This is a genomic window from Planktothrix paucivesiculata PCC 9631 (assembly GCF_900009265.2).
Lineage (GTDB): Bacteria > Cyanobacteriota > Cyanobacteriia > Cyanobacteriales > Microcoleaceae > Planktothrix > Planktothrix paucivesiculata.
Window position 1 is genome coordinate 1 of sequence record NZ_LR735016.1, and the last position, 18,381, is coordinate 18,381.

Consider the following 18,381-nt stretch of genomic DNA (forward strand, 5'->3'; position numbering starts at 1 on the left):
CGAAAATACTTCGTTGTGACCCACATATTATCTAAAAAACCCGGTTTCTCGGGCGACCTGCGTAAGTCCTATCTCTTTTACGGTTAAAATTCTGATCTTGTGATATTTTAAGATAGATTAGATCTTGATTGCTTCTCGCATTTTTGTTAAGTTATACCGCTAAAAATCTATGGTTGGGAATTACTTTTTCAGAGGCAAACAAACAACAAATAAACTATCCCGGCTCGGGCAACGTTTGTCTGTTGTACTGTTAAGTCTATGTTTATTCTGGGTGATGGGATTTCAAGCAGTTTGGGCGGATGAAATTCCTCCTGCAAATTCTTCAATTCAGCCCTATTTAAAACGAGTTAAGCGGGAAATTACCGAATTTACCCTCGATAATGGCATGAGATTTATTGTCTTAGAAAGACATCGATCACCGGTAATTTCTTTTTTAATTTATGCCGATGTGGGCGGAGTGGATGAACCCGATGGACAAACTGGAGTCGCCCATTATTTAGAACATTTAGCCTTTAAAGGAACTCGGCGTATTGGCACAACCAATTATCAAGCCGAAGAAGAAATTTTAGAAAAGCAAGATCGGATTTTTGAACAAATTAAACAAGCTAAAGCTGAAGGAAATAACGAAAAAATCAAACAATTAATCACTGAGTTAGAAAAATTAAGTCTGGAAGCGGATCAATATATCCAACAAAATGAGTTTGGCAGAATTGTCGCACAAGCTGGAGGTGTAGGACTAAATGCCACGACTTCTGCTGATGCTACATCCTATTTTTATAGCCTTCCTGCTAATAAATTAGAACTGTGGATGTCCTTAGAATCTGAACGATTTTTAGAACCCGTATTTCGAGAATTTTATAAAGAGAAACAAGTGATTTTAGAAGAACGTCGTCTGCGGACAGATAATTCTCCTATTGGTCAAATGTTTGAGAAATTTTCCGCCACCGCCTTCACAGCCCATCCCTACCGTCGTCCGGTGATTGGCTATGTAGAAGACTTGGAAAATTTAACCCGGGAAAATGTGCAAAATTTCTTTGAAACCTACTATGTTCCTAATAATTTAACCGTGGCAATTGTGGGGGATGTGAACCCCATGGAAGTCAAACGTTTGGCAGAAATTTATTTTGGTCGTTATCCCGCCAAACCCCAACCCCCTAAATTAAATATTGTCGAACCGCCACAAACCGAAACCCGGGAAGTTACCTTAACCTTAAAAACTCAACCTTGGTATTTAGAAGGGTATCCCAGTCCGGCTGCCAATCATCCTGATTCTGTGATCTATGATATGATTTCCAGTCTTCTGAGTTATGGTCGAACTTCTCGCTTGTATAAATCCTTAGTTGAAGAACAACAAATTGCTTTAACTGCTCAAGGATCAAGTGGATATCCGGGGAATAAATACTCGAATTTAATGTTATTTTATGCCATGCCTGCCCCCGGTCATACTGTTGATCAAGTGGCGATCGCCCTCCGCCAAGAAATCGACCGACTGAAAACAGAATTGGTATCTGAAACCGAATTAGATCGAGTTAAAACCCAAGCTAAAGCCAATTTATTACGCTCCTTAGATTCTAATATGGGCATGGCATCGGCCTTAGTCGAATATGAAGTCAAAACCGGATCTTGGCTGAACTTATTTGAGGAATTAGACAAAATTGAAGCGATTACACCCCAAGATATTCAACGGGTGGCTCAAGAAGTATTTCTACCTCAAAAACGTACCATTGGTCGCCTATTATCCGATGAATAAACTTTAAATTTACCCCATTTTATTGCTGATTAACCTTTTGATTGACTATGTTGAATTTGAAAACCTTAAACTGGAAAAAATCCACACTTTTTTGGGTGGGATTGTTGCTGACGACCTGCTTTTTTACGGCTTTTAGCCATATTCCGGCGATCGCTTCCACCCCCAAACATTACACGGATTTAACCTTTCCTCCCCTACCCGCCATTCAACTACCTGATTATGAACGCTATCAATTAGAGAATGGCATCACGGTTTATTTAGTGGAAGATCATGAACTTCCCTTAGTCGGAGGAAGTGCGTTATTTCGCACCGGAGATCGGTTTGAATCTGGGGATCAAGTGGGTTTAGCTAGTCTTACCGGGGAAGTGATGCGGAATGGGGGAACTCGTCAACATTCCGCCGATGAATTGAATCAATTATTAGAACAAAAAGCCGCCTTCGTAGAAGCGGGAATTTATACCACTTCCGGTCGGGTGGGATTTTCAGGATTAACAGAAGATTTAGACTTAGTATTTGGATTGTTTACGGATGTTATTCGTAATCCTTTGTTTCCTCAAGATCAATTAGACTTAGCTAAAACTCAAGCTAAAGGTGGAATTGCCCGTCGGAATGATAACCCCGGGGGAATTGCTGGCCGGGAGTTTGTTAAACTGATTTATGGTGCAGATAGTCCCTATGCCCGCATCGTAGAATTTTCCACTTTGAATAATATCACCCGTGAGAATTTAGTGGATTTTCATGAAAAATATTTTCATCCTGAAACTATGATTTTGGGGATTGTGGGGGATTTTGATCGCGCCAAAATGAAGGCGTTAATTAAGGAAAAATTAGGAACTTGGAACCCGACTCAAAAAGCCGTAATTCCCCCCCTTCCTGAAGTTTCTCAAGCCAATTTGGGGGGGATTTTCTTGGTTGATCAACCTCAACTCAATCAAAGTTATGTAGAAATGGGTCATTTGGGGGGGATATTAAGTGATCCTAATTATCCCGAATTAACGGTGATGAATGGGGTATTAAATGGGTTTGGTGGACGGTTATTTAATAATTTGCGATCGCGCCAAGGATTAGCCTATTCTGTTTATGGATATTGGGGTGCAGACTATGATTTTCCTGGGGTTTTTCATGCCGGAGGACAAACTCGTTCTGAATCAACTGTTGCCTTAATTCAGGGACTAAAAAATGAAATTCAACAGCTACAAAAAGAACCGATTAAGCCGCAGGAATTAGCCTATGCTAAGGAATCCACCCTAAATTCATTTATCTTTAAGTTTGAAGATCCGGCCCAAACTTTATCCCGTTTAATGCAGTATGAATATTATGGTTATCCCCAGGATTTTATCTTTGATTATCAACGTCAAGTTCAAGCAACAACCATTGAAGATGTTCAACGAGTCGCCCAACAATATCTCAACTTTGACAAGTTAGTGATTTTAGTGGTGGGAAATAAGGAGTTGATTAAGCCGGAGTTAAGCAGTTTAGATGATCAGTCAAAAGTCACTGTCATTGATGTGACTATTCCTAATCCTTAATATCGACAGGACTTACGCACAAGACCAAAGAAACCGGGTTTCTGGCCGGTGATTCTGCGGATGAAATCAAGATTTCTCGTTTAGAAACCCGGTTTCTGGCCGGTGATTCTGCGGATGAAATCAAGATTTCTCGTTTAGAAACCTGGTTTGGTGCGTAAGTCCTAATCGATATTGAGGTGGGTTTTTCCCACCTTAATTTCGTACAAATCAAAATCTCAACTTCCTTCCCCCCAACTTTTAAAATCGTTGTTGTCTTGAATTCGGAGTTAATTCAAGGGCTGGGGACTCAGCCGGAGTCGGTTGATTGTATTTTTTTAACCAATCTTTTCCGACTTGAATAGTCAGATCCGATTCTAAAAATCCCGTACTTTCCACCACAACCTTACCAAAACCCAGGGATTTTTGCAGGGCTTCAGCGCTCTTAATATCCCCATCCTGAGCCACAATTTTAGTTTCTTCTAAGGGTTCTGTCCAAGGTTTAGAAATTTTTACATTCCAAAAACCCCCATCATTTAAAGTCCCCACTAATTTATCAATAGCATCAGAACTATCATTACTATCTTGAATCGCAATTCTGAGATCTTTGGGATCAATATTCTCAAATTTCCAAACATCCTGACCAAAATCAAAATGTTGAGCCACTACATTTTCTAAACGGGCTGCATCAGGTAGCCAATAGCTGGCTCGATATTCTTTCGGGTCACTAAATTGACCGGGAACCATGAGCATTTGCACATTTTCCCGCTTAATATTCGTGGCAAAATTAACTAAAGCAACTAATTCTTCCAAACTCAAATTTGTATCAATATGGGACTGAATAATTGATACCACCTGGGGCAGTTTAGAAAGGGTAGTCACATTTAATGACTGTTCCATGAACGCCCGAATTAGCATTTGTTGACGTTGTACCCGTCCGATATCTCCTAAAGCATCATAACGGAAGCGTAAAAACTGTAAGGATTGCGCTCCATTTAGGTGTTGTTCCCCTTGTTTCAAATTAATATAGAGATGCTGACTATCATCTTGATATTTCATATCCTTGGGAACGTAAATACTCACGCCTCCCATAGCATCAATTAATTTTTCCACCCCTTGCACATTCACCCGCACATAACGGTCTATTCCCACACCCCCTAATAATTCACTCGCCGCTTTAGCACTTAAAGCCGGGCCGCCATAATAGTTGGCATCATTAATTTTAGTCATTCCCCGACCTTCCACATACGTCCGAGTGTCCCGGGGAATCGATAATACTTTTAATTGTTTGTTAGCCGGATCAAAGCGAATTAATAGCATTGTATCCGATAACCCTTTAAAGGAATCCACTAAGGCATGGTATCCCAACTCCGGGTGAGAATCATCTTCCAAATCTGAGGTTAAAACCTTCACCCCCATCACCAGAATATTCACCGGACGGGTTAATTCTGGGAGTTTCATATTGGTGGTGGCCATTTGACCTTGGGAAAACACCGCCGCTTCTTCGGGGGTTAACTTTTGCTGTAATAGGGGTGTGGTCGATAGGGAAACCGCTAATAAAGCTCCGGCGGTGGCTGAAATCATCGCGACTCCAGCCAGACCCAAACCCAGTCCTAACCAGCGTCCGGGACTCGATTGAGCTAATTTCCTCAGATTGGGTTTTGATGGGTTGGGCAATGGTTTTTGACTCTGATATCTTGGTGCTGACACAGACTTCCTCACACACTCAATAAATAATTTTTTAGGGATAATCGACGGATGGCAAAACCAGGGATGGTTTAAGAACCAACCTATTATGGCAGATGTTTGCCTAATACTTGTTCAGAAATTCGACTAATTCCCGGAAGCCATATTGGTTGACGTTTCCAGACCTTAATCATTAACCCTAAACTGACAATAAAATAACTGCTTGTCAACAGACTACTGGTTAATAACATCGGCAGGGAGATCGATTCCGCACTATAGGCTCCAGTTTCTAACAAGATCAGTGCAGTTAACCAACTGAACGCTAACACAATTACTAATCGACTCACAGCCTGTTGTTGTTTTGTTCCTTCGTGTCGATATAGTGTCCACAAGGCCGGGAAAAAACCCAATATAGGGATTAAATAAACAAACAACTGTAACCGTTCATCTTCAGGACTTTCATAGAGGGGATTGGTTTTCATAGAACAAAAAATCAAGTAAGCAGCGAAAACAGAAAATATTGCGTGAACACCCCAAACCCGCCAACTCAATACCCCGATTCTGATACAATGGTGACAACTTCAGATGCAGGAGAACAGATTACCCCATGACCGCAACCCAGAAACCGATTGTTATTTCCCCCTCCATATTATCAGCAGATTTTAGTCGTCTTGGTGAAGAAATTCGGGCGGTGGATGAAGCTGGCGCCGATTGGATTCATGTTGATGTAATGGATGGTCGCTTCGTTCCCAATATTACCATTGGGCCATTAATTGTGGAAGCCATTCGTCCCGTGACTAAAAAACCCCTGGATGTTCACTTAATGATTGTCGAACCCGAGAAATATGTCGAAGGGTTTGCCAAAGCGGGCGCTGATATTATTTCGGTTCACGCCGAACACAATGCTTCTCCCCACTTACACCGAACCCTTGGTCAAATTCGAGAACTGGGTAAACAAGCGGGTGTGGTTCTGAATCCTTCTACTCCCTTAGAATTAATTGAATATGTCTTAGAACTTTGTGACTTGGTGTTAATCATGAGTGTTAACCCCGGTTTTGGCGGTCAGAAATTTATCCCCGGAATGGTGCCGAAAATTCGCGCCCTCCGTCAAATGTGCGACGAACGGGGTTTAAATCCCTGGATTGAAGTCGATGGCGGTCTGAAAGTCGATAATACTTGGCAAGTCTTAGAAGCGGGTGCTAACGCCATTGTTGCGGGTTCAGCAGTGTTCAATGCCCCGGATTATGCCAAAGCGATTGAAGGAATTCGCCATAGCAAACGTCCTAGCCCTGAGTTAGCAACGGTCTAATCTGAATTTGAGCGGATTTTTCTATATTATTAACCCCCTTGAGTATCAAGAGGGTTAATTTTTTGTAAAAATTTAACTATTACGCCGTAAGTCCCCCACTGAATTTGGTAATCCGAATCAGTGGTGGGATATAAGGCTGGTGATAACGATTTCTAGTATGGCTTTTTTGCTAGGCAAAAACAAATGCTGGCTGTATGAGGAATCACCAATTATTTGATTGAACTACTTCACCAGAATATCAATTGGCGTTAAAGTATTGTTATCGCTGGAGGTGATGCTGAGTGTTACACAAAGTTGTGCAAGTCCGTTTATATCCATCAAAAGAACAAGAAATACAACTAGCTCAAACATTTGGTTGCGCCCGTTGGTGGTGGAATTATGCTCTGAACAAATCTATTGAGACTTATAAAGAAACGGGTAAAGGACTTGGACGTGCAGCACTCAACGCATTTCTCCCCAGACTCAAAAAAGCCGAAGATACCCTGTGGTTAGCCGATTGTTATAGCCAAGTTTTACAAGCTACAACACTTAATCTAACTACAGCCTACAAAAACTTTTTTGAGAAACGTGCCCGATTTCCTAAGTTCAAATCTAAGCATGGTAAACAGTCTGTCCAATACCCTCAAAACGTCAAAATTGTTGATGGTAATGTCAAACTTCCCGGCAATATTGGGATAATCAAAGCCAAAATACATAGACCCATTGAAGGGAAAATCAAGACTGTAACTGTTAGTAAAACACCATCAGGCAAATATTTAGCATCTATCCTGACAGAAATTGAAGGGGAAAACCCTACTGTTTCAGAAGGTAAAATCTATGGTATTGACCTAGGAATCAAACACTTTGCAGTTGTAACTGATGGTGAAAAGGTCTCTAAATATGACAATCCTAAACACTTAGCCCAACATGAAAAAAATCTTAAACGCAAACAGAAAAAGTTAGCGCGTAAACAAAAAGGAAGTAAATCAAGACAAAAGTATAGAAAAATTGTTGCTAAGGTATACGAACGAGTGAGTAATTCCCGGCAAGGTTTTCTACATAAACTTAGTCATAAGTTGGTCAGCGATAGCCAAGCTGTTATAGTAGAGAATCTTCATGTCAAAGGCATGGTTCGTAATCATAAATTGGCAAAATCAATATCTGATTGTGGATGGGGAACTTTCACTAATTTCTTAGCTTACAAACTAGAACGAAAAGGCGCTAAGTTAGTTGAGATAGATAGATGGTTTCCTAGTTCCAAACTCTGTTCTAATTGTTTATATCAAGTGAATGAGATGCCATTAGATGTTCGTGAATGGACTTGTCCTAATTGTGGTACTGATCATGACCGAGATGGAAACGCAGCTATGAATATTAGAGCAGAGGGGATCAGAATCCTAAAGACGGATGGTTCAGCCGTCTCTGCTGTAGGAGGGGATGTCAGACCCTATCTGGGGCGAAAGTCTAAGATGGGGCATTCGCCTGTGAGTACAGAAGCCGACACTGTACTTGGTACTCCCAGTCAGTGTGGGTAGTTCACTAAATGATCCCTTTTCTAACTGGCATCCTGATGATAAAATTCAATTCAGAAACTTAAATTTAGTTAAGATCAACTTTATAAAAATAGGATTAGAAGTCATGGGTATTAAAACTGCCATTATTGCGGGCTTGTTTTCTTTGGTTCTTCCTGTGTTTGCTCCCGTTGCCTTTGCCACATCAGGTTCTAGTTTAGGGGTGACGGAATCCTGGCGCGAGGAAGGCAATTCCCGGGTAAACGCCAACCCTACAGACACAGAAACCGCCAGACGGGAACTGTTTTCTCAACCCTTCTATCAATCTGAAACTCAAGCTCCCCGGCGTCGGGAACGGGTCTTATCCCAAGGCACTCAAGGCTCCCAAGTCACCGGGTTACAACAACGGTTAAAAGCCCATGGGTTCACCCCAGGGAAAATTGATAGTGTTTTTGGCCCCCGGACGACGGCTTCGGTTCGGTCGTTTCAACAAGCTAAAGGATTAGAAGTGACCGGGGCTGTAGACCGCGACACCTGGCAAGCTCTATCGGCAGAACCTCAAGTTGCCAGTTCGGTTACAGTTAAGGAAGATAGCGTTTTATCAAGGGGTTCTCGGGGAAGCGATGTGCAACTGCTACAGGAACGTTTGACAGCAAAAGGTTATCGTCCTGGCCCGGTTGATGGGATTTTGGGCTCTCGCACCCTGACGGCATTACATGAGTTTCAAATTGCCCAAGGTTTAGAAACCAGTAATCAAGTGAATCAACAGACTTGGAAGGCTTTAAATAGTGACTCATTGCTTCCAGAAACCCCCACTCAGTTAACGGAAGAAAGTCCTAATTTGATGCAAGAAGAAACCCCAGATTTAGAGGTTAATTCCGAAGAAAAAGTATTTAATTTGGAAGGATTCACAAATTAAATACCATTCTCGTAGAGACGTGCCACGGCGCGTCTCTCTTTTTTTTGTCTCTCTTTTTTTATCTCTCTTTTTTTGTGACTCTCTTTCTTTGTCACTAGATTGTCACTTTTTGGGTTTACCTTCAAGTTAAGTAATAGAAAATTCAACTGTTCAATACTGACTAAGGAAACCCCATCTAATGAACTATTCCTTAAAATTTCGTCCCCTATTTCGTCAAACCGCTAGTCTAGTCACTGTAACTCTTTTAAGCGGGTTAAGTTTGGTCGGTTGTAATTCCACTCCACCCGCAGCTACAACTGTTCCTGCGACACCCCAAGCTGAAGCCTCCGCTACTCCTGTTGCTCATACAGAATCCGTCACCCTAAAAAACTTACAGGCCGCTTATAATGGCGAATCTAATGCCCATGCTCGTTATTTAGCTTTTGCTAAACAAGCAACGGACGAAGGATATCTACAAGCGGCTTCTTTATTTAATGCTGCGGCTGATGCAGAAGCGATTCATGCTGCTAATCATGCCACAGTCATTCGGAAATTTGGCGGTACACCCCAAGCCAAAATTGAAACTCCCACCATAAAATCCACGGCCGAAAATCTACAAGAAGCGATTAAGGGAGAATCCTATGAACGAGATACAATGTATCCTGAATTTATTAAACAAGCCCGTGCTGAAGGCAATAAAGAGGCGGTTGTCACCTTTACCTATGCGGTAGATGCCGAAAAACAACACGCTAAATTTTATACTCTAGCTCAGAATAATTTAGCCGATTGGCAAGAAGCTAAAATGACTTTTTATGTCTGTCCTGAATGCGGTTTTACAACTAATGCTTTAGATTTTACAAACTGCCCTGATTGTAATACGGCTGAAAATCTTTTCTTCAGTGTTTCTTGATGTTTTAATCTGTTTTTTATAATTCTGTCGTTTAAATTCTATTGTATAGTATAGAGGCGTTTTATAAAATGCCTCTATATATAATCCGTAAAATTTCTGAGTTGATTTATGAACCGTAGAACTTTTTTAGCCTGGGTTGGTGTTGGAAGTTTAGCCAGTTCCTTTCCCGTGGCTTTGGCTGCTTGTTCTAATCCTGAAAATACTGCTAATATTGCCACTCGTCCCGATGGTTTTACCGTCGCAGGTACAATTCAAGAACTGGATGAAAAGGGATCTATTTTTAATTCTCAACTTCCGGCTTTAATTATTCGTAATCCTAAAAATATACAAGAAGTTTTTGCTGTTAATCCTACTTGTCCCCATTTAGATTGTATTGTCAAATGGGAAGCGAGTAAAAAAGAGTTTGGCTGTCCTTGTCACGCTTCCCAATTCACCCCAGATGGTCAGGTGATTAAAGGGCCTGCTGATAGGGAATTAAAACCTTATCTTGCTAAAGTAGAAGGGAATATAATTTTGGTCAAACTGAGTTAATTGACAGAGGAATTACGACGAATGAAGTTCAGCAATTAATCACTGATATCAAGCAGCAGAATATATGTTATAATATGATTGTCTGGCTTTCTAATATAAGTATTGACGGTTCGGGGTGCTAAGGATTTAAAAAAATCTCTATTCAGAGTCTATAAAATATAAACTGTTGATCTGAATAAAGCTGACGTTGAAAAAATCAGTGTAAAGCAGTCTGTGTGAAAGAATAAATCTAAAAACTGATATTAGTATTAAACTATGAACTCATGTATACATCATCTAATTCCTTCAAACCCCTTTTAGAATCTCTATTTACAGGAAATCGTTGGAGTGCTTTTTGGGGTGAGCTTTTGAGTAACAGTGGTTATTTTTTGATCTTGAAAAGTCTCTCTACTATTATTTCTAAAAGTTGGATTGAATATTTTACTAACCCCACCGAATATTTATTAATTGTAGCCATGTTAGTCCAAGCATGGGTTCTTTCTCGTCCCAATTCTAATCGGTTTTGGGGAAATTTGGTCGGCGTTGGTTTGTACACCGCAATGGATTTACCCATTGATGGAGTCATGTTTTTTAAAGAACCTATTCATCTGGTATTCTTAATATTTTCTTTGGTTATTGCTACCCTCCAGGGATTAAGATTTCATGGGAAATTAAACGCTGATTGGTTATTTTTTCCTCTGGAAAGCATAACCAGAACTTTAATGATTATTGCTTTTTATATTGTCGTTGAAATTTCTAAAGATTCTAATCGATTATATGGTAAAACTTTTCTGCATTTTCTTCAAAGTAAAACCCACTCATTTTTAACCTTAAGTCTGATTTTAATTGGGTTACTTCTCGGTTTACAAGCGTTTCAACTCTCACAACAGCGAATTCAACTCCAACAGACGGCAAGACTATTAGGAAATATGGCAGAATGGGGGATGGGAAGTTATATGGTAGCAACGGCTTTAAATAATCCTGAAGCCTTAGCATTTCAACAATGTGATCGCACTATTTTATTTATGGATATTCGAGGTTTTACCCAATGGTGTGAACAAACAACACCCGATATAGCCGCCCAAGTTTTAAACCATTATTATCAAACAGTAGAACCGGAATCTTCACGATATCATCCCTTAAAAATTACCCTCGCTGGGGATGAAATTATGGCTATTTATTCCACCCCACAACAGGGTCTTCGAGCGGCTCAAGCGATGCAAGAGGCAGCTAAAACCCTTCTAAATCCCTATGGTTTAGGCGCGGGTTGTAGTATTCATTGTGGAGAAGTAATTGAGGGATTATTTGGAGGGAAGGACGTTAGAACCTACACAGTTATTGGAGATGTGGTTAATACGGGTAAACGTTTGGAAGGTATTACTCCGGCTGGACAAATTACCCTGTCTGATGCCATTTATCAAGCCTTAAATCATCAACTCAATGTTCAACCTTGTGATCCAATTTTTGTTAAAGGAAAAGTCGAACCTTTAATCGCTTGGCGTTTAAACAGTTAAGTAGTTGCACAAAATAAATTACCCAGTTGGGAGAGGGAACAGGGAACAGGGAACAGGGAACAGGGAACAGGGTAGAGGATTTGTAATTAATTTTGTTTAGGTACTTATTAGTAAACAGTGTAAGAGTTAATTTATTGACTAACAACTCCTAACTGACAACTCCTAACTGATAACTGATAACTGATAACTGATGACTGATTTAAGGTTTTCTCCACTGTCTGACAAATTCATCTAAGGTAGCCGCAGGAATTTGACTTTGTAACCATTCTAATGCCTTGACCTGGCCGGGTAAACCTTTATAGTATTTACAGACATCCTCTAATTTAATACTGGGTGGTGGTAAGGTTTGTTCATTCCATTTTTGAGCCAATTCACCCAAGAGAGTCGGGGAAATTTTCTCTTGTAACCACAATAAGGCTAGATCTTGATTGGGTAAACTTCGATAATATTTACACACATCAATTAACCTCACCGGAACGGTTTGCACCACGGTTTGATTGCGCCAGAGTTTAGAAAATTCTAATAGAATAGCAGGGGGAATTTGTTGACCAAACCAAGTTAAGACTTGATCCTGATTGGAAGTTCCTTTATAAACTTTACAAATATCAATCAGTGCAATACTCCGAATGGGTACGGGGGTAGGTGCAGGGGTAGGTGTAGGAGTAGGTTCGGGAGTGGGTTCGGGAGTGGGTTCAACATTGCTGACGGGTAAGACAAAAGAATCGGAAGGGCCCATCAACGCTGTCCAGGTTTTTAACCCGGCGACTCCATCCGCTTGTAACTGTTTTTTTTGTTGAAATTTAATTAAAGCGGTTTCCGTACCATTCCCAAAACTGCCATCAATAATTCCTGGGTCATGACCTTGATTTTTGAGCAGGGTTTGAATCTTTTCAACTTTGCCGCCCTTATCCCCTCTACGAATACTTTCAAATAAATTAACATCTACACCGCCACTAATTCCATCCACTTGGCCTTGATCGGTAAATTGCCAAAATACCCAGGTTTTCCAGCCACCGGGAATAATCGGTTGTTCCGCCGTGGTATAATGGGCAATCCATAGAGGATAATCGGAAAAACGAGTGGTATTGAGTTTTTGCCAAAATCCGGGATAGGTGTAGATAATGGGGCGAAAACCCGTTTCTTTCTCCATTATATCGATCCATTGTGCCGCTCGATCGCAAAGGGTTTTAGTATCTACGGTTCCCATCGTTTCAATATCCAAGACCGGAGGCAGATCTCCATCTTGAAGTTTAACCGTTTTCAGAAAATGATAGGCTTGTTTAATCGGATCACTATCGGGTCGAAAAAAATGATACGCCCCTCGAATTAAACCATTGGCTTTTGCTTGTTCCCAATATCGGGCAAAAACTTGACAAACAAAGCTTTCTCCTTCTGTTGATTTAATGATGGCAAAGGAAATACCAGAACGGGCAACGGCTTGCCAATCTACTTTAGGCTGGTAATCTGAAACGTCAATACCCCGAATACTCATTAGTTTATAAGTTTAGGAACAATGAAAACAGAACAATCGCGCCGTCAAGACTGAAATTCAAAAGTAACTTGCATTATTCTATCACAACTATTCACCCAGGATTGATTACTATGAACAAAGCCTTAGCAAAAAGGACAATTAAACAGAAAGTAGGGGGTTTTTTATTAATGTTAATAGCTCTGAGTTTACCCCAGGGTAGTTTAGCTCAATCGGAACCTAATTCCTCGACTTTTAAAAGCTTTCCAGATTGGTGTTTGAATCGTCAGCAATTGTCCCCGGAAGCCAAAAGAACCCTCGATGTTATATTACAACGAGTGGGAACTTCCAATTGCGATCGCGCTAATCAAATGTTAACTGAACTACAAGTTTTAGATTTAAGCACCTTTCTGCTTTCTGATTTAAGTCCCTTACAAGGACTAACCCATATTACAGGATTAAAACTAAGAAATAATCAGATTTCCGATCTAACTCCATTACAAAGTTTAACTAATTTAGAAGATTTGGATTTAAGTTATAACAAAATCACCGATTTAAGTCCGTTGCAATCCTTGACTAAATTAGTCCGAATTAATCTCAGCTATAATCAAATTTCTGATGTTTCCGCACTTCAGAGTTTAAAGGTTTTAAATGAAGTGAATCTCAATTATAATCAAATCGTTGATCTAACCGCATTAAAACCTTTAACCAAACTTCGTTTCCTATTTGTTCAAAGTAATCCCTTGAGATCAACAGAATGCCCCGTTAGCCCCAAATATATTTGTCGCTTTGATACTTAATCTCGATTTATCTTTGGGGAAATTCATCTGGGTCTAATTCATCTAATCCTGAATAAATTCGTCTTAACTGAAGGATTAATCCCAGGGTAACTTGCTTCATTAATGTATAGGATATTGTAATCACAACGAAAGTGATAATTACGACAATTAAAGGTTTTGTCTTGGTTAAATCATCTAAAGTCTTCAGAAAAACAACATCGGGTTGAGTGACTAAATCCCAACTATTAAATCGTCTAAATCTTCCTAAATAAACTCCAATAGCACATAAAAGATGAGTCATAATTTCCGAGGCAAAAATATATTGTTTCACTCCTTGCCTTTTCAGATAGTGACCTTGATTAATTAACGATAAAACATAGGCTTGTAAACCAGCCATAATCGCAAAAACATGGAGCGGAATAAAAACTAGAGTAATGATCCAAACTGAATAATTTGCCCGAATGATCCGAATTAAATGAATAATATCCGTGAGCAGATAGGGCGCATTCGGTAAGAAGGCAATAAAAACAATATAAATAATCCACCAACCCCAATTTCGAGACATTATTTTTCGGCGAAATAACCAAAAACTCAAAGCCCAGGGAATAAATGCCAGAAACAGATTCCAAATAATCCAACCACTGTGTCGGTCAAAGATCTCCAGTGCATCCGCTAACATTTCTCGCATAGGTTTTTAGGTTAATTGTGAAATTATTCCCGTTTAGTATAACAACTCCCCCCGGAAGAATTCCGTAACCCCTATATTTTGAGTTGTATTTTCCCTCAGATTCGCAAATTTGGGATTACAATAAAACTCAAAACCAACGGTTGTATCATTCTTAACCTATAGAAATTTCCATGAATCAATTTAAAACAGTTGCTTTACTCGGATTATTAAGTGCCCTTTTAGTGATGATTAGCTATTGGGTAATTGGGGGAACTAGCGGTCTATTGGTGGGTATTGTCCTAGCGGCGGTCACTAATTTAGGAAGCTGGTATTTTTCCGATCGCATTGCCTTAAAAGCCTATAATGCCCAACCCGTGACTCCTGAACAGGCTCCTGGTTTATATGCCATGGTACAACGATTATGCGATCGCGCTAATTTACCCGTACCCGGGGTTTATATTGTCCCGACTCAAGCGGCTAATGCTTTCGCCACGGGTCGAAATCCCAAAAACGCAGCCGTTGCTGTCACCGAAGGAATTATAAAACTCTTACCCGAAGACGAATTAGAGGCCGTAATTGCCCATGAATTAAGCCATGTTCAAAATCGAGATACCCTCACCCAAGCAGTAGCTGCAACCATCGCGGGAGCCATTTCTGGACTCGCTCAATTTGCCAGTTATTCGATGTGGTTTGGAGGTTCACGCAATCGGAATGGGGGAGGAAATCCCATCGGATTATTATTAACAATAATTCTAGCTCCCATGGCTGCCACGGTCATTCAATTAGCGATTTCTCGAACTCGGGAATTTTCCGCCGATGCGCGGGCGGCTAAATTAACTGGAAATCCGAAAGCATTAGCCAGAGCCTTACAACGGTTAGATGCTACGGCTAGACAAATTCCCATTGAAGGAAATCCCGCCTTTGAAGCCCTATTAATTATGAATAGTTTCTCAGGACAAACCATGGCTAGTTTATTTTCAACTCATCCGCCAACGGAAGCTCGAATTCAAGCCTTACTTAAGTTGGATCAACAAATGTCTTGATTCAGATTTATACAGAATACGGCCAGATTAGAGTTTGATTGATATAGAGGAACAAACTCCCATTTCTATTGTGAAAATACTACCCGATCCTAGCTGGCTCTCGACTTTGATATGGGCTTGATGGTTAAGAGAAATCGCCCGAACAATGGCTAAACCCAGCCCAGTTCCCCCGGTTTGACGAGAGCGAGCATTATCAACCCGGTAAAAACGATCAAAAATACGCAACTGCTCATCCGGTGAAATCCCAATTCCCGTATCTTTGATCATGATAATTGCGGTGCGATCGCGTTGCTCTAAACTGATACTGACCGATCCTCCAGACGATGTATAATGAATGGCATTACTAATCAAGTTAGAAACTAATCGATAGAGTTGCTGTTCATGTCCTAAAACATAAATCAGAGGAACAGGAATATGGCTAAAGAGTTGAATATTTGATGCGATTGCCAGTTCCAAAAATTCTTCTGATAAATCATTAATTAGATCATTTAGACAGCAGGGTTTAAACAGTTCTGAAACCGTATTTTGTTCAAGACTACTCAGTAATAATAAATCAGTAATTAAATGGCTCAAGCGTCGTCCTTGTCGCTCGATAGTATTCAACATTGAATCAACATTTTGCCCATCGGAGGGCGGAACTCGTAGAAGTGCTTCCACCGTTGCCAAAAGACTCGCAAGGGGCGATCGCAGTTCATGGGCAGCATTAGCCGTAAACTGTTGCTGTTGTTGATAGGACTGGTAAATCGGCTGCATCGCTAATCCAGAAAGCCACCAACCCGAAATAGCCACCGAGCCCAAAGCCAGAGGAAACCCAATGGCCAGAATCCATTGTATTCGTCTGACCTCAGAATCGAAGGATTCCAAAGTGCGCCCAATTTGCATATATCCCCAGGAGGGATGGGAGCGACTTTCATCCCCAGTATGATTAGCATTGGCGCTGTGCAGAATGGTAGTGAATTGATGATAACGAATCCCGTTAACACTTTGAAACGTTTGCCAAGGAGTCGGATTCAGGGTTGGAGGCAGGGGTAACGGTTGATTAGGAGAAAAAGCCAGGAGTTTGCCCGCGCGGTTAAATAGACGAATATAGTAAATATTGCGATCGCTAATGCCCATCGTATGTCGTTGAATCAGAGTCGGATCGGGGTGACAAAATTGTCCGACTAAACACAAGTCAGGAAAGATTTGTCGCAAAACGAAGGTCGGATCTTCCGAAGGAGGGAGCATCGGTTCCAAACTATCATGTAGGGTGCCCGCGATCGACTCAATTTCCCGTTCCAAGGATGCCCAGTTTGCCTGAACCAAAGCTCGATACATCCCCAACCCCGACAGACTTAAAATCACCCCCATCACCAGCGCATACCACAGGGCTAAACGAATACGGCTAAGACGAAACAGATGGTGACTATTCATATGAATTGAAGCGATAACCCTGACCAGGAATAGTTTCAATGGGGCAGGCACAGCCATAGCTGGCTAACTTGCGTCGTAACAGTCGCATTTGTGCCGCTACGACATTACTAATCGGTTCTTCCTGGAGATCCCAAAGTTGATGCCGAATTTTGCTTCCAGCCAGGATACGGTTAGGATTGTGCATCAGATAAGCCAGAATTTGAAATTCCTTAACGGTTAAAGGAATCATTTGACAGGGTTGCTCTAGCCCAATACGGAGTGCATTGTTGGCATAATCCAAGGTGAATAGGCCAATGGTCAGGGTTTGGGGCTGGAGTTGGGGCGATCGCCTCTGAAGTGCCCGCAACCGTGCTAATAGTTCTTCCATCACAAAGGGTTTAACCAAGTAATCATCAGCCCCCGCATCTAACCCAGCCACACGGTGTTCCGGCTGACCCAAGGCGGTAAGCATCAGCACAGGTAAAGGATTCTGGTGCAATCTGAGCCGCTGACAGAGTTCTAGTCCCGATAGTTTGGGAATCAGCCAATCAAAGATCGCCACCGTGTAGTCTGTCCACTGACTTTCCAGATAGTTCCAGGCTTGAGCTCCATCCAACACCCAATCCACCACATATTTTTCGCTAACCAGGACTTGTTTAATCGCCTGCCCCAAATCCACTTCATCTTCCACCAGCAGAATTCGCATAGCTCCACCGAAGTCAACCCCGAGCTTGATCTTACAAAAACATCTGCCATTTCACCTGAATTTCACCTACTCTTTGGCAGACTAATAGGGATTTTTGTTGTCAAACGAGTCAACCATGAGTTACCAGCATAAACCCTTACTCAAGTCCCTACTGATTACTATTCTTCTGGTGTCTATACCCAAACCTGTGTTTTCCCATGTTGGACACGGGGATGAGTTTCAGGCAGAAGGAGGAATTCAGCGCGTACAAGTCAATGCCCAAACCGACCCCATGTTAGGCATTGTGGTCACACCAATCACCTCGGCTACGGAGGGGAGTTCCGCCGTCATGATACCCGCCACCGCGTTAGTGGATGCAGACGGAAAACCGTTGGTTTTTGTACAGTACCAAAATTTTTATGAACCCGTTCCTGTAACAACAGGAGCCAGCAAGGGGGAACTGATCGAAGTAACGGAAGGATTGTCCGTGGGGGAACAGCTTGTGACCCAGGGAAGTTTGTCACTCTACGCCGAATCCCGCAAAACTCAAACGGCCGATGCCGCAGCCCCTAGTCCAGCCCCCATATCTTCTCCACCAACCGCTCCCGTCGATGTTCCAGCCAATGCCACGGGTCAGGTTATCTCACAGTCTAGCGAAACGACTCCACCATCAGAGGGATTCCCCATGGGAATGTTAGCGGCCGTTGGTGGGGTAGCAGTTCTGCTGGTGGGGGGAATGACCATTGCGGGCAAACGCAAGAAAGGGGGCCTCTAA

General features: G+C 41.5%; 17 protein-coding genes. 11 read left to right on the top strand and 6 right to left on the bottom strand.

The genetic code is table 11. The features are described 5' to 3' along the window. The first annotated feature begins 274 nt into the window (after positions 1–274). A complete protein-coding gene (locus PL9631_RS13030; protein WP_231516728.1) occupies positions 275–1,750 on the top strand; it encodes a M16 family metallopeptidase in 1,476 nt (491 codons plus the stop codon). A gap of 47 nt (positions 1,751–1,797) precedes the next feature. Then, positions 1,798–3,279, top strand: coding sequence for a M16 family metallopeptidase (locus PL9631_RS13035; protein ID WP_083620939.1), 1,482 nt, complete (start codon positions 1,798–1,800; stop codon positions 3,277–3,279). Between the two features lie 237 nt (positions 3,280–3,516). Here PL9631_RS13035 and PL9631_RS13040 read toward each other — a convergent pair whose 3' ends face one another. Then, a complete protein-coding gene (locus PL9631_RS13040) occupies positions 3,517–4,965 on the bottom strand; it encodes an LCP family protein (protein WP_231516722.1) in 1,449 nt (482 codons plus the stop codon). 83 nt (positions 4,966–5,048) lie between these two features. Further along, positions 5,049–5,423, bottom strand: a complete 375-nt coding sequence (locus PL9631_RS13045; RefSeq protein WP_083620941.1) for a hypothetical protein — start codon at positions 5,421–5,423, stop codon at positions 5,049–5,051. Positions 5,424–5,548: 125 nt separating this feature from the next. Here PL9631_RS13045 and rpe point away from each other — a divergent pair, with 125 nt between their 5' ends. From rpe to PL9631_RS13075, 6 genes are all read left to right on the top strand, one after another. Further along, complete coding sequence (gene rpe / locus PL9631_RS13050) at positions 5,549–6,250, top strand: ribulose-phosphate 3-epimerase (protein WP_083620943.1); 702 nt, start codon at positions 5,549–5,551, stop codon at positions 6,248–6,250. A gap of 281 nt (positions 6,251–6,531) precedes the next feature. Next, positions 6,532–7,764 carry an RNA-guided endonuclease InsQ/TnpB family protein gene (locus tag PL9631_RS13055; protein WP_083620945.1) on the top strand — a complete coding sequence of 411 codons (1,233 nt, stop codon included), beginning with the start codon at positions 6,532–6,534 and terminating at the stop codon, positions 7,762–7,764. A 103-nt stretch (positions 7,765–7,867) separates the two neighbouring features. After that, complete coding sequence (locus tag PL9631_RS13060) at positions 7,868–8,659, top strand: peptidoglycan-binding domain-containing protein (RefSeq protein WP_083621202.1); 792 nt, start codon at positions 7,868–7,870, stop codon at positions 8,657–8,659. A gap of 178 nt (positions 8,660–8,837) precedes the next feature. Next, positions 8,838–9,548: a rubrerythrin family protein gene (locus tag PL9631_RS13065; RefSeq protein WP_083620947.1), complete on the top strand. Its 711-nt coding sequence runs from the start codon at positions 8,838–8,840 to the stop codon at positions 9,546–9,548. A gap of 108 nt (positions 9,549–9,656) precedes the next feature. After that, positions 9,657–10,079: a QcrA and Rieske domain-containing protein gene (locus PL9631_RS13070; protein ID WP_083620949.1), complete on the top strand. Its 423-nt coding sequence runs from the start codon at positions 9,657–9,659 to the stop codon at positions 10,077–10,079. A 263-nt stretch (positions 10,080–10,342) separates the two neighbouring features. Continuing rightward, positions 10,343–11,572, top strand: a complete 1,230-nt coding sequence (locus PL9631_RS13075; protein ID WP_083620951.1) for an adenylate/guanylate cyclase domain-containing protein — start codon at positions 10,343–10,345, stop codon at positions 11,570–11,572. Positions 11,573–11,771: 199 nt separating this feature from the next. Here PL9631_RS13075 and PL9631_RS13080 read toward each other — a convergent pair whose 3' ends face one another. Continuing rightward, a complete protein-coding gene (locus tag PL9631_RS13080) occupies positions 11,772–13,064 on the bottom strand; it encodes a GH25 family lysozyme (protein ID WP_083620952.1) in 1,293 nt (430 codons plus the stop codon). 110 nt (positions 13,065–13,174) lie between these two features. Here PL9631_RS13080 and PL9631_RS13085 point away from each other — a divergent pair, with 110 nt between their 5' ends. Beyond that, positions 13,175–13,840, top strand: coding sequence for a leucine-rich repeat domain-containing protein (locus tag PL9631_RS13085; RefSeq protein ID WP_083620953.1), 666 nt, complete (start codon positions 13,175–13,177; stop codon positions 13,838–13,840). A 7-nt stretch (positions 13,841–13,847) separates the two neighbouring features. Here PL9631_RS13085 and PL9631_RS13090 read toward each other — a convergent pair whose 3' ends face one another. After that, positions 13,848–14,507, bottom strand: coding sequence for a DUF1361 domain-containing protein (locus PL9631_RS13090; RefSeq protein WP_083620955.1), 660 nt, complete (start codon positions 14,505–14,507; stop codon positions 13,848–13,850). A gap of 170 nt (positions 14,508–14,677) precedes the next feature. Between PL9631_RS13090 and PL9631_RS13095 the strand changes: the two genes are divergently transcribed. Then, positions 14,678–15,529: a M48 family metalloprotease gene (locus PL9631_RS13095; RefSeq protein WP_083620957.1), complete on the top strand. Its 852-nt coding sequence runs from the start codon at positions 14,678–14,680 to the stop codon at positions 15,527–15,529. A gap of 27 nt (positions 15,530–15,556) precedes the next feature. Here PL9631_RS13095 and rppB read toward each other — a convergent pair whose 3' ends face one another. Continuing rightward, entirely contained in the window at positions 15,557–16,942 is a 1,386-nt protein-coding gene (gene rppB / locus PL9631_RS13100; RefSeq protein WP_083620959.1) for a two-component system sensor histidine kinase RppB, read from the bottom strand. After that, entirely contained in the window at positions 16,935–17,627 is a 693-nt protein-coding gene (gene rppA / locus PL9631_RS13105; RefSeq protein WP_083620960.1) for a two-component system response regulator RppA, read from the bottom strand. The genes rppB and rppA overlap by 8 nt, the downstream gene beginning before the upstream one ends. Positions 17,628–17,742: 115 nt before the next feature. Here rppA and PL9631_RS13110 point away from each other — a divergent pair, with 115 nt between their 5' ends. Further along, positions 17,743–18,381, top strand: a complete 639-nt coding sequence (locus PL9631_RS13110; protein WP_083620962.1) for an efflux RND transporter periplasmic adaptor subunit — start codon at positions 17,743–17,745, stop codon at positions 18,379–18,381.